The organism is Weizmannia agrestimuris, from assembly GCF_943193165.1.
Classification (GTDB): domain Bacteria; phylum Bacillota; class Bacilli; order Bacillales; family Bacillaceae_C; genus Weizmannia; species Weizmannia faecalis.
Map to the genome: position 1 here is coordinate 1 of NZ_CALPDC010000059.1, position 12,954 is coordinate 12,954.

The following is a 12,954-nucleotide window of genomic DNA, read 5'->3' on the forward strand; positions in this document are numbered from 1 at the left end:
AAGACTCTTTGTATCCTTTAATAATCCAGCAATTATTGATATAATATCCATGGGAAGACCTCTCTCTAGATGTTCATCTTGAAGTGTACAATTAGATGATAGAGCGTCTTCCCATTTTTTTTCACTCATCTGCCCCGTCGAGTAAAATTTTACACATACCGAAAAACGCGTAAACGCGCGGCTACGGCATGTTAAAACCTTCTCCTAGCACTTCGGCGGCGTCCATCACAACAACAAATGCCTTCCCGTCAATGGTTTTGACAAGGTTTCTTAACTTAATAAATTCAGACTGATCGACGACACACATGAGAATCGGTTTTTCATGGTCGGTAAATCCGCCATATGCATGGAGCCTTGTAACCCCCCGGTCGATCTGGAACAAAATCTCTTTCCGGATATCCTCGTGTTTGTCAGAAATGATCAGTACATTTTTCGAACGGTTCAGGCCGACCTGGACGAGGTCAATGGTCTTGCTTGTGACAAACAGCCCGATGATTGCATACAAACCCTTTTCAATATCAAAAACGGCAGCTGCTGACAGGACAACAAGCCCGTCAATCGCAAGCACACATTTCCCGAGTGAGATGCCGGTAAATTTATGGATAATTTGCGCGGCCAAATCGGTTCCGCCGGTTGAAGCCCTGCCAAGAAACACAATCCCGAGCCCAGCCCCGACGCCGATTCCACCAAAAAGTGCGGCCAGCAATGCGTCATGCGTCCACGGCTGCCAATTTTCCGTCAAAAAAACAACAAACGGCAAAAACAAGGTGCCAACAAGTGTTTTAATACCAAATTGGTAGCCAAGAAAAATGAGGCCGGCAATAAATAGCGGAATGTTGAGCCCCCATTGCACGTAAGCCGGCTTCCATCCGAACACCCCGTGCAAAATCGTGCTGATCCCGCTGACGCCGCCGGACGCAATATTATTTGGAAGCAGGAAAACATTAAATGTAATGGCAACGATCGCTGATCCAGCAAGGATATAAATGTATTCTTTCAGCATCGTCCAGTATTTGTTCTCCGGCTTTCTCCTTTTCTTTGCCATTTCCCTCCCCCTTTTCATAAAAAAACGGATGCCACACACCAATATACAGGACCGCTTGTTTCGCACCCCTCTATATTTTTTGGCATTGTGGCATCCGGCCTGTCATGCGTTCAATTTTTCAGAAAAACTTTTTCTCATTACGAAATATGCGCACGCAGGTAAGCGTCAATGAACGGATCAATTTCGCCATCCATTACCGCCTGGACATTCCCTGTTTCAACATTTGTGCGGTGATCTTTTACCATGGAATATGGATGGAAAACATAAGAACGGATCTGGCTGCCCCACCCGATCTCTTTCTGTTCGCCGCGGATTTCTGCCAATTGTTTCTCTTTTTCTTCTACTTCTTTTTGGTACAATTTCGCTTTCAGCATTTTCATGGCTTGTTCGCGGTTCTGAATTTGCGAACGTTCCGATTGGCAGGAGACGACAATCCCGGTCGGAATATGGGTAATCCGGACAGCCGAAGACGTTTTGTTAATGTGCTGGCCGCCTGCCCCGCTTGCCCGGTATGTGTCGACACGCAAATCTTCCGGCCGGACTTCCACTTCAATGTTGTCGTCTATTTCCGGCATCACTTCGCACGAGACGAACGAAGTGTGGCGGCGGCCGGCTGCATCAAACGGCGAGATCCGGACAAGGCGGTGAATGCCTTTTTCCGCTTTAAGATAACCGTACGCGTTATGCCCTTTGAAAAGGAGGGTGACGCTTTTCACACCGGCTTCGTCGCCCGGGAGGTAATCAAGGGTTTCGACTTTAAAGCCTTTTTTCTCGCCCCAGCGTGTATACATTCTGAGCAGCATGGAACACCAGTCCTGGGATTCTGTACCGCCCGCGCCAGGGTGCAGTTCCAAAATCGCATTGTTCGCATCATACGGTCCGTTTAAAAGCAGCTGCAGCTCGTATTCATTTAATTTTTCCGTGAACGCTTCAAGCTCAGCCTCGAGCTCTTCTTTCAGTTCCGAGTCATTTTCTTCTTTGGCCAGTTCGTGCGTGACTTCGAGATCCTCCTGTTGCGACTCGAGTTCACGGTAGCCGTTTACCATTTCTTTTAAAGCATTGGATTCATTAATAATTTTTTGTGCTTCCTGCTGGTCGTCCCAAAAGTTCGGTTCCAGCATTCTTTCTTCCAGTTCAGCAATACGTGTCTCTTTTTCTTCTAATTCAAAGAGACCCCCTGAAACCCGCTAATTTCTTAGCTGTATTTTCCAATTCCGCTCTAATTTCTGATAACTCCATTCCATTCACCTCATTAAATTTTTCTGCTGTTTTCCGCAAAAAAGAAGGGCGGCGTTTTGCCCCTCCTTTTTTACGTATGCCTGCCTGATTTTAAGCCTCAAGCCGGCCGTGGCAGTTTTTATACTTTTTGCCGCTACCGCACGGGCAAGGGTCATTCCGGCCGATGCGCACTTTTTTGCGGATCGGTTTTTTCTTCACAATTGTTTCTTCCCCGCCCGGCACGACAGCCTGGCCCTTTGCCACTTCCTGGCGCTCCAGATTGGTTTGGATTTCTGCTTTCATAATATATTTTGCCGTATCTTCCTCGATGGATGCAACCATATTTTCAAACATGGCAAAGCCTTCCGACTGGTATTCGCGCAGCGGGTCGATCTGGCCGTACGCGCGCAAGTGGATCCCTTCGCGGAGATGGTCCATCGCATCAATATGGTCGATCCATTTTGAGTCAACAGAGCGCAGCAAAATGACTTTTTCAAATTCGCGCATCTGTTCCGGCCCGAATGCTTCTTCTTTTTCATCATAGCGCATCTTCACTTTTGCCATGATCAAGTCAACCATTTCGTCCGGTTCTTTTCCGAGCAAGTCTTCCCGCGAGATGTCGCCTTCACGAAGCAGATTGGTCAAGACATAATCGACAATGCCCTGCAAGTTCCATTCTTCCTCATCTTCATGAAGCGGTGCATTAGCGTTGACAACGCGTTCTACGACCGAGCGGATCATTTTTTCAACGATTTCACGCAAATTATCCGCCGTCAGTACTTCATCGCGCTGCTTATAGATGATCTCACGCTGTTGCCGGAGGACATCATCATATTGGAGCAGTTGTTTCCGGGCATCGAAGTTATTGCCTTCCACCCGTTTTTGTGCAGATTCAACGGCGCGCGACACCATTTTGCTCTGGATCGGCTGCGTATCATCCATGCCGAGCCGTTCCATCATGCTCTTCATATTATCCGATCCGAAACGACGCATCAGTTCATCTTCCATTGACAGATAAAACTGTGTGATCCCGGGATCTCCTTGGCGTCCGGAACGCCCACGCAACTGGTTGTCGATCCGCCTTGATTCATGGCGTTCAGTTCCGATAACGGCAAGGCCGCCCAGTTCCACGACACCGTCGCCAAGCTTGATATCGGTACCGCGCCCGGCCATGTTCGTCGCGATCGTGACCGCGCCTTTTTGCCCGGCCTGTTTGATGATCTCCGCTTCACGCGCATGGTTTTTCGCGTTCAACACGTTATGCGGGACGCCTTTCTTTTTCAGCATTCGGGAAATCAATTCAGACGTTTCGATCGCAACCGTCCCGACAAGTATCGGCTGGCCAAGGTCGTGCCGCTGCTTTATATCCTCAACAACGGCTCTGAACTTGCCTTCCATCGTTTTGTAAATCAAATCCGGCCGGTCATCGCGGATGATCGGGCGGTTTGTCGGGATCACGACAACACGCATGTTATAAATGTTGCGGAATTCTTCTTCTTCCGTTTTCGCTGTACCGGTCATCCCGGCCAGCTTCGCATACATCCGGAAATAGTTCTGGAATGTGATCGTGGCCATCGTCATGCTTTCGTTCTGGATCTCCACGCCCTCTTTTGCTTCAATCGCCTGATGGAGCCCTTCACTGAAACGGCGGCCTTTCATCAGGCGGCCGGTGAACTGGTCGACGATGATGATTTCCCCGTCCTGCACAACATAGTCGACATCCCGGTGCATCGCAACATTGGCTTTCAGCGCCTGGTTAATATGGTGGTTGATTGTCACATTGCGGATATCGTACAGGTTGTCGATATGAAAATATTTTTCGGCTTTCGTGATGCCATCTTCCGTCAGCAGCACGCTCTTCGTTTTCACGTCATAAGTGTAATCTTTTTCTTTTTCCAATGTACGCACAAATGCGTTCGCTTGTGTATACAGTGCCGTCGATTTTTCGGCTTGTCCGGAAATAATAAGCGGCGTCCGCGCTTCATCGATTAAAATCGAGTCGACTTCATCGATGACCGCAAAATAAAGCGGCCGCTGCACTTTTTGTTCTTGGTAGAGCACCATATTGTCGCGCAAATAATCGAAGCCGAATTCATTGTTCGTCCCGTATGTGATATCTGCTGCATATGCGGCCTGTTTTTCTTCGTTCGACATATTGGTTAAATTCAGGCCGACAGTAAGCCCAAGAAATTGGTACAGCTTGCCCATTTCCTCGGCATCCCGCTTCGCCAAGTATTCGTTCACTGTGACGACATGGACGCCTTTTCCGGACAGGGCGTTCAAATAAACCGGCATCGTCGCGGTCAGCGTTTTTCCTTCACCGGTTTTCATTTCGGCAATATTTCCTTCATGGAGCGTAATACCGCCCATCAGCTGGACATGATAAGGATAAAGCCCGAGCACACGTCTGGCGCCTTCCCGGACAACCGCAAAAGCTTCCACAAGCAGGTCATCAAGGCTCTCGCCGTTTTGGTAACGCTGCTTAAACTCTTCCGTCTTGTCGCGCAGCTGCTCATCCGACAGCTTTTCCATATCCGACGCCAATTCCTCAATCTGGTTTGCGATCTTCTCAAGATGTTTCAGTTCACGTTTGTTGGCATCAAAAACTTTGTCCAAAAAAGCCACCATTCAAAACGCTCCTTTATTTCAGTATCAAAACAGGACTTTTCGGCCCTATCGTTGTAATTGCCATGATTTTTAAATTTTAATTATAGCACAGTTTCTTTTCTGCGTCTCTTTTTTCGCGGGGTTTTCCCGGCCGTGTCAAACCAGAGTTTCCATGCTTTTTGAGGAAAATTCCGATGATACAGCCCCGGATGCGGCCGGGTGCGTGTATTTTGTTTCCTGAAATATACCTTATTGTATTTTAACACTGAAACAGAGCGCATACAACAAAAGAACCCGGGGTGGGCAGCAGGCCCGGGCGGAAGAGACCGGATTGAGGGTGCTGCCGGTGCTTAAGGCTATATAAAATGAACAAAATATGGCTGCGCTGTTGCCTGCTGTAAAAAGACATCGTGCCCGGACTTGATGCAAATGGTTAGATTCCTTTTACATGGTCGGACAACCGATTCCGGCTTTTCCTGTTTGGAATGTTCAGGCCACTGTGCTGAATAAAATTGAAGCGGCGCGCGCACTCATTTAAAATTAGAAAAGCGTTTTACCAGGCCGCAACCATGCCGTCCGCACGCGATTCCGTGCCGCCCATCAGTACGCCCGTGTCCGGATTCCGCCAGATGATCTGACCGCGGCCGAAACCTCCCGTATCCGCAGCCACTTGAACATCATGCCCTTTTCGAATCAGCCCTTGCACAAGGTGATTCGGAAAATGGGGTTCCACCAGCACTTTTTTCCCTTCCGTCCATTGCCATCTCGGGGCATCCAGCGCCTGCTGCGGATGAAGATGAAAATCAATCGTGTTCATGATCACTTGGAAGTGGCCCTGTGGCTGCATATAGCCACCCATTACGCCAAACGGCCCGACAGCTTCCCCGTCTTTTGTTAAAAAGCCGGGAATAATCGTATGATACGTCTTTTTCCCGGCTTTCAATGCATTCACATGCGTTTCATCCAAAGAAAAATCATGCCCCCGATTTTGCAAGGCAATGCCTGTGCCCGGAACGACAATACCGGAGCCGAATCCCATATAATTGCTTTGGATATAAGAAACCATATTTCCTTCCCCGTCCGCCGCCGCCAAATAGACAGTGCCGCTCTTTGGCAGTTCATACGGTTCCGGATCCAGCGCCAGATCCCCGATCAACCTGCGCCGGTTTGCAGCATAGCCTTCCGAAAGCAAATGTGCAATGTCCGCCTGCATTTCCCCGGCATCTGTAATGAACGCTTTACCGTCCGTAAAAGCGAGTTTCATTGCCTCAATTTGTTTATGATAGGTATCCACGCAGTCTTTTTCACGGAATTCAAATCCGCGCGCAATATTGAGCGCCATCAACGCAACAAGCCCCTGGCCGTTCGGCGGCATTTCCCACACCTCATAGCCGCGGTAGCTGGTGGAAATCGGCTCCACCCATTCGGGATGATAGGCTTCCAAATCTTCCCTGCTTAAAAAACCGCCCCATTTCCGGATGAAGGCACTGATTTTTTCTGCAAGCGGCCCCCTGTAAAAACTTTCTGCTTTCGTTTCCGCAATTTCCTTCAATGCCGCGGCATGCCCGGGCGATTTCCACACTTCTCCGATTGCAGGCACCGTGCCGTCCGGCGCAAACGTGTCAAACCATGGCCGGAACATTTCTTCTTTAAAAATCGTTTGAAAACGGCGGAATGCCCTTTCCCAGTATTTTCCCAAAACCGGAGACAGCGGGTACCCTTCTTCCGCATACCGGATTGCCGGTTGCAGAACGTCTGTCAGAGGGAGCCGACCGAATTTTTCCGATAGAGCCGCCCATGCTGCCGGCGCGCCCGGCACCGTAATCGGGACCACACCATAAGCCGGCATTTTTTCATACCCCTGTTTTTTCACAGCCTCAATGGAAATCGACTGCGGGGCAGGTCCGCTTGCATTTAAACCATGCAGCTTCCCGCCCGTCCAAACCATGGCGAATGCATCTGAACCGATGCCGTTCGAAGCCGGTTCCACGACCGTTAAGGCGGCGGCTGCGGCAATAGCGGCATCAATCGCATTGCCGCCTTTTTGTAAAGCTTCAAGGCCGGCCTGGGCAGCTAACGGCTGTGAAGTGGCAACCATTCCTTTTTTGGCAAAAATGGTATTTCTGGTGGATACATAAGGATGATACAAGTAATCCAGGTTCATCATTTTCCCCCCTCGTATAAAATGCACTCTTTTTTCCTGTTCGCAAGTGTAGGCCTTGCCGGCTGCTCGTCCGCTCCGGTTTTCAGTCTGTCATCCGGGCTTTTCTCCTGCCTACCTTGCCATTTTCTTTATCCCTAAACCTATGCGCCGGCTGATTTTCATCCTTCTGCCGATGCCGCGTTCCTTTTCGGCTTGCGTTGTTTGCTTAAAAACCGCCCCCGGCTTTACCGGGCCCGTTTTGCATTCACCGGATGGGCCCACGCTGCAAAAGCACCCGCGGATTCACCGCGGGTGCTTGTTTCGTCCGTTCCTTATTTTGTTTCAATCAGCCCGTATTTGCCGTCTTTGCGGCGATATACGATGTTCGTATGATTTGTTTCCGCATCGGTGTAAATGAAGAAGTTATGGCCCAGAAGGTTCATTTGCAGCACTGCTTCTTCACTGTCCATCGGTTTTAAGTTAAAATGTTTGGTCCGCACAATTTGCAGTTCTGAGTCTTCTTCTTTCCTGGCTTGTTTTTCTTTAAGTCCGGTGTCCTGAGTAGTGAACAGTTCCCTCGTGCTTCCTTTTTCGCGCAGTTTCCGGTTTACTTTTGTTTTATGTTTGCGGATTTGCCGCTCCAATTTGTCAGCAATCAGGTCAATTGCCGCATACATATCCTCATTGGTTTCTTCCGCACGCAATACAACCTGCGGCATCGGAATCGTAATTTCCACTTTGGAAGTTTTATCCGGATTGACTTTAAGTTTTACATTGACGGAAGTGTCTGGCGTTTCTACGAAATACCGATCCAACTTGTTCACTTTTTTCTCAATATAATCCCGAATCGCCGGAGTTACCTCAATGTTTTCGCCACGAATGTTGTAGTTCATCATGTGGACCCCTCCTCATAACTGGCAGCCCCTTGCATACCGCGGTATGCTCGTACTTTCACTTTGAACAGTGAAAGCGCTGCCTTCTCTAATAATCTTACACTTATATATTTACACATTGCCTGTCTAAATTCCTTCTTTTTTGGCGAATTTTTCTTAGAAATATTTGTCATCCCCCTCCGATGGTGCTGTAAAAAGCAGTTTACACGGCTTTCCCTGAAAAAAAGAAGTTCTGCATTGATCAGAACTCCTATCTTTTCCGGTCATAAAACCTTCCATCATTTAACTGCAGGGACTGGTACGGATTAATATACTGCTTCATGGACGTTTTCTTTTTCGCAGCTTGTTGGATGTCGCTCCGGATGCCGGACAGCGTTTCCTGCATCAGGGGCTTCAATTGTTTGTCAAGATCCATGATTTTTCTTCCAAGCAATTGCGCTTCAGCGGAAAAAGGCGGTTTCATGGCAGCAAGCAGCGCGCCGCGTCGGTCAAGGAGCCGGTGGACGTTTTGGATCAAGGTATCCCTCGGCTGCTCTTTATGAAATTCCGAAAGCAGCGCTTCCGTTAGCTCCAGGCAGGCGGCTAGATCGCCCATCATACTTTGCCGCCTTGCCCGTATGTTTGCCGGCGGTTCGCCTGGATGACCTGCTTCCAGGTGTCGCGGAAACCCGTTACCAACTCTTCCGCTGTATCGAGTTTTGACATATCATTTTTCACATTGGCCTGGATCAGTTCGCGCAGGATAAAATCGTAAAGGGAAAGCATCTTTTCTGCATCTTCAAATTTGCCCGTATCGAGCGTCATCATCAATTCACGGATGATGTTTTGCGCTTTTTGGATGTTTTTATTTTTTTCTTCAAAATTTTTGTTTTCAATGGCTTTTTTCGCCAAATGGATAAACTTCAGGCAGCCATTGTACAGCATCAATGTCAGCTCGCCCGGCGATGCGGTTGCAATCGAGTTGTTCTGATACGCCTGGTATGGATTACGTGTTGCCATTTGCGGCCCCTCCTTTAACTATTACTGACTGAAAAAGCTGGATAAATAAGTATATTGGCTGTTATATTTTTGGATCGCTTGCTCCATCGCTGTAAACTGCGCATAATAACGGTCTTCAAGCTTGTCCAGTTTGTCATTCATGTCACTAATTTTATCCGTCAAATCGTTGATGTTTTTCCCAATCGTGAACTGGGTGTTCACATAAGTGGACTTTCCGGCTTTGTCAACGATCGTGTTATACGTTTGATTGACGCTGTCGTACAGCCTTTGGACAATGCCTTTTTCCGATGTTGTGCTACCGGACGCGCGAAACAGCAGTTCAACCGAATCCGGATCGTTTTGGATCGCAGCCTTCAGCTTGTCTTCATCAATTTCCAGCTTGCCGCCTTCCAGCCAGTCGGAAGTTGTCGTGATGCCGATGCTTGATAATTGGCTGTATTCGGAAGAAATATTGGCGTTATTTACTTTTGAATAAATCAATGACCGCATGTTCGACAGGGAACTTTTCAGCGTCATATCATTCCTTAAAAGGCCGCTTCTCGCTTTTTTATCCCACTGGTCCTGCTGCGTGTCCGTCAATTCCTTGCGTTGGTCGTCCGTAAGCGGCGCATAATCCGGGTAGCGGTCTTCATTCAGCTTCGACTGCACGGCATCAATCAGGCTGTTATACTGGTCCACAAAATCTTTGATGTTTTTGAAAATGGTGTCCGTATCGTTAGAGACCGTAACCGTGACGGGTGTATCAAATTTGCTTTTAAGGGTGTACGTTACGCCGTTGATGGCGAACGTGTTGGACGTACGTTCTGTTTCCAGGCCGTTCATCGTAAATTTTGCATTCTCACCGCCGGATTCTTTGCTGCCATTAAACTGCAATGTTTGATTTAAAAAATCATTGCCAGACCCACCAATGATGATTTCATCACCGTCTTTGTTAAGGTCTCCAGTCGATTTTCTCGTGAGCGAAACCCTGTCCGCATTTGCGTCATAGTACATGCCAATCCCAAGTGTCGAATGGTTGTTTACATCTGCCATGACAGTGTTTAAAGAATCCGTGCCGTCAATATAAAAAGTCGCTTTATTTATACTTCCGTCTTCATTATAACTTCCGAGCGACATGGTGGCATATTTTGATGAATAAGTGACGGAAACTGTGTTGCTTTCTCCGCTTAATACAGATGAATCCGTAAACGTGATCAGGCCGGTTGAAGCATCCAGCGTACCGATCGGACTGCTTTTTCCTGTATCGGATTCTGCGTACAGTTTGTCGTTTTCGAGCACATAGTTTGTATTGTTGATTTTTAAGCTGAACGCCTGATCTCCGCCCGCATCCGTTGCGATCAAGCCATGCCCCAGCTGCATCGTTGCCGTACCCTGGGCCAATGTTTTTGTTTCTGTCACCGCCCCCGCGACATACTCCACATTGATGCTGGATCCCGAAGATACCGCACTGTCAAATGTCAACACGCCGCTTTCCGCGTTATAAACGGCATAATTGCCTTTTTCATTGTCAGGAATATTGCTTTTATCATTTACAACCTGATAGGTTTTGCCATTGACTTTTACATTCATAGCATAATAGGTAATACCGTCCGTCGTTGTTGAAACAGGCGGATTGGACAGTTTGACCGATGCCGTCGCATCCCCGTCTCCTGAAAAAGACTGGGAGACCACGACCCCGTTGTTCCAAGTAATGCCGTTTAAAAAGTTCCCGGTCTGGCTGTAAAGGCTTGCGTCCGCTTTGATTTTGGCACCGGATTTGGAAATTGTTGTTGCCGTTTCAGATCCTGATCCGCTGATTTTTGTCGCAGCCGTTGCCAGTTGCGTAACGCTTTGGATAGTTGCAGATCCGAGTGCAGCATTATTTGCTGCAGTGGCCGTCACATTATTTTCGTTTGACGAGGTTGTCGTACGCACCCTGTACTTGGTTGTCAATTTCATGTTGGACAGCGTGGAGCGGAAGTCAAAATATTTTTGGTTCAGCGTCCGGTAGTCTTCTTCCTGCCACTCCAAAATTTGCTTTTGCTGCTGCAGTTTGACCAAAGGCTGTTTTGCCGCGGTCATCATTTTTTCGACAATGGAATCGATGTCCATGCCGCTCGCAAGCCCTGTGATTCTTTGTATGGATGTCATTCAACCATCTCCTTATACCTTTTCATCGGCCAGAATCCCGACATGGTGCAGCATATCGGCATACGTATCCAAAATCCTTTTCGGCGGAATTTCTTTAATCACCTGGTCCGTCTTATCGTCGACAATCGTAACATAATATTCTTTCAGCTGGTCATGAAATTGAAATTTTAAATGGGTGGATGATCCGGACAAGAAATGGTTCAGCTGGTCCACCGCTTTTTTCACTTTTTCTTTCGTTTCTTCATTGGCGGGAAGGCTTTGTTCCCTGTTTTCTTTTGTCACAATTGGCCTGGCCTGATCCGCCCCGGTTGCCTTTTGTGCCTGCGGTGTGCTGTTTGCAAGAGGCGGATGCGCAGCCTGCCACTGCGTCGCTCCAATCATAGCAAGTATCTCCTTATTTTCCGGCGTGTCCCCGCCCCTTGTTTCATGGCGGAACAAAACCGCTTTTTTGTCTACTATTTGTATCGGATGTTTCCAGCCGTTTTTAACATCCGCCGCTTTAAAATTTCACGTTGGCGAATGCCTTACTTGAGCCGCACGGGGGATGCAGCGCAAATTTTTGGGATAAAAGGCAGATACCCATACAGACACCGGGTTTTTCACATATGCTTTATCGTACAAAAAATAATGGGGTTGAGGAGGAAAAAACTTTGAATACAGATTATCAGGGAGTTCCTTATTATGAAACATTTCACCAGGAAGATGTAAGATTGCGGCCGTGGGGTTTCCGGCCATGGGGATTCCGGCCATGGGGTTTCCGGCCATGGGGATTCCGGCCATGGGGATTCGGTTTCGGCCCGTTCCTTGGAGGGTTTGCAGGCGGCCTAGCAACATCGGCATTGCTCGGACCGGCTTTTTACGGCGGATACGGCTTCCCGTACGGCTACGGGTTTTTCTGGTAGACTGGCGAAAGAGGCCGGCTTATCCCAATTTTGCCGGCCTCCATTAAAAAATAGAAAAACGGATCATTTGCTCGTTTGGATAAGCGATGATCGTAGGACTCAGGGGATGAGAAAAATCCGCTTTCATAAAATCGTTCGGCACCGGCTACATGCCGGTGTTTTTTCTCTTCGGCACTTTCTTCACGCACCGCCTTTGCCGTTTACGCCCGCCTCGATACATAACGGTTTTCTTTTATCCAGAACCGGTACGGGTAATGTTTGGCTTCACCGGTGTTATCGATTCCGATGCGCGGGCCGGTTTCGATTTGTTCCGGTTCGTATCCTTCCGCAATAAAGAGCGGGCGTTCGTAAAATACGCGCCCGTAGTCTTCCATTGTAATGCCTAATGCTTTTGTTAACTTCCCGGGACCGTTTGTGAGTTGCTTTGCTTCCTTGACTTTCCGGCGGGCAAACATCAGCTCCGTTCCAATAAAAGGTTCCACGGCACGGATCAGGATGGCTTCCGGTGTGCCTTCCCGGCCGCTGACGACATTCACGAGGCAGTGGGTGTGCATTTGGTATGTATACACGTGGCCCGGGCCATGGTACATGATTTCCGTTCTTTTCGTCCGCCGGTTTCCATAACTGTGCGCGGCCCTGTCCCATGCACCCATGTATGCTTCCGTTTCGGCAATAAAACCGGCCGCCGTTCCTTCTTCCGTCTCTTTGACGAGCAGGCAACCGAGAAGGGCACGCGCCAGCTCCAGCGTATCTTTTTTAAAAAAAGCCGCCGGCAAAGGCATAAGCGGGGCTTTTCTCACATGAATGCCTCCTTTCTATATGGGGCGCTACTTTCCGTACATTAATGATACCCGGCAAAGGGCACTTTAACTCCTTTCTCCATATTATCCGGTATCCGGCCAAAAGCATCTTTCCGTGCAATAAAGGATCTTTCACGCGCGTGAACTACCCTCCACTTATCAACCTTACGGTTTGATTGAAGTGGGGGCTTCTCGACTTATCGTTGCTTTTACTAGC

At 48.4% G+C, this 12,954-nt stretch carries 11 protein-coding genes; 1 reads left to right on the plus strand and 10 read right to left on the minus strand.

The window, feature by feature from the left end; all coding sequences use genetic code 11:
• Positions 1–181: 181 nt before the first annotated feature.
• The 9 genes from NFR98_RS14470 to flaG form a co-directional block, all read right to left on the minus strand.
• Entirely contained in the window at positions 182–1,045 is an 864-nt protein-coding gene (locus NFR98_RS14470) for a YitT family protein (protein WP_026684158.1), read from the minus strand.
• A gap of 137 nt (positions 1,046–1,182) precedes the next feature.
• Positions 1,183–2,284, minus strand: a protein-coding gene (gene prfB / locus NFR98_RS14475; protein ID WP_148261649.1) for a peptide chain release factor 2 whose coding sequence is annotated in 2 segments (ribosomal slippage) — positions 1,183–2,211 and positions 2,213–2,284 — 1,101 coding nt in all. Because the reading frame shifts where the segments join, the coding sequence is not laid out codon by codon here.
• 90 nt (positions 2,285–2,374) lie between these two features.
• Positions 2,375–4,891 (minus strand): preprotein translocase subunit SecA, encoded by a 2,517-nt coding sequence (gene secA / locus NFR98_RS14480; protein ID WP_014095873.1) that lies wholly within the window; start codon positions 4,889–4,891, stop codon positions 2,375–2,377.
• Positions 4,892–5,423: 532 nt separating this feature from the next.
• Positions 5,424–7,034 (minus strand): gamma-glutamyltransferase family protein, encoded by a 1,611-nt coding sequence (locus tag NFR98_RS14485; protein WP_185740927.1) that lies wholly within the window; start codon positions 7,032–7,034, stop codon positions 5,424–5,426.
• Positions 7,035–7,345: 311 nt separating this feature from the next.
• Positions 7,346–7,909: a ribosome hibernation-promoting factor, HPF/YfiA family gene (gene hpf / locus NFR98_RS14490; protein WP_017551661.1), complete on the minus strand. Its 564-nt coding sequence runs from the start codon at positions 7,907–7,909 to the stop codon at positions 7,346–7,348.
• 247 nt (positions 7,910–8,156) lie between these two features.
• On the minus strand, positions 8,157–8,504 hold the full coding sequence (gene fliT / locus NFR98_RS14495) for a flagellar protein FliT (protein WP_026104639.1): 348 nt from the start codon (positions 8,502–8,504) through the stop codon (positions 8,157–8,159).
• Positions 8,501–8,905, minus strand: coding sequence for a flagellar export chaperone FliS (gene fliS, locus NFR98_RS14500; RefSeq protein ID WP_014095877.1), 405 nt, complete (start codon positions 8,903–8,905; stop codon positions 8,501–8,503). Before fliS ends, fliT begins: the two co-directional genes overlap by 4 nt.
• A gap of 21 nt (positions 8,906–8,926) precedes the next feature.
• Complete coding sequence (gene fliD / locus NFR98_RS14505; protein ID WP_017551658.1) at positions 8,927–11,035, minus strand: flagellar filament capping protein FliD; 2,109 nt, start codon at positions 11,033–11,035, stop codon at positions 8,927–8,929.
• A 12-nt stretch (positions 11,036–11,047) separates the two neighbouring features.
• Entirely contained in the window at positions 11,048–11,416 is a 369-nt protein-coding gene (gene flaG / locus NFR98_RS14510) for a flagellar protein FlaG (RefSeq protein ID WP_104851278.1), read from the minus strand.
• A 269-nt stretch (positions 11,417–11,685) separates the two neighbouring features.
• On the opposite strand from flaG, the gene ymaG reads away from it, so the two are divergent.
• Positions 11,686–11,937, plus strand: coding sequence for an inner spore coat protein YmaG (gene ymaG / locus NFR98_RS14515; protein WP_017551656.1), 252 nt, complete (start codon positions 11,686–11,688; stop codon positions 11,935–11,937).
• Positions 11,938–12,137: 200 nt separating this feature from the next.
• On the opposite strand, the gene NFR98_RS14520 is transcribed toward ymaG, so the two are convergent.
• On the minus strand, positions 12,138–12,719 hold the full coding sequence (locus NFR98_RS14520; RefSeq protein WP_251460461.1) for a DNA-3-methyladenine glycosylase: 582 nt from the start codon (positions 12,717–12,719) through the stop codon (positions 12,138–12,140).
• Positions 12,720–12,954: the final 235 nt, after the last annotated feature.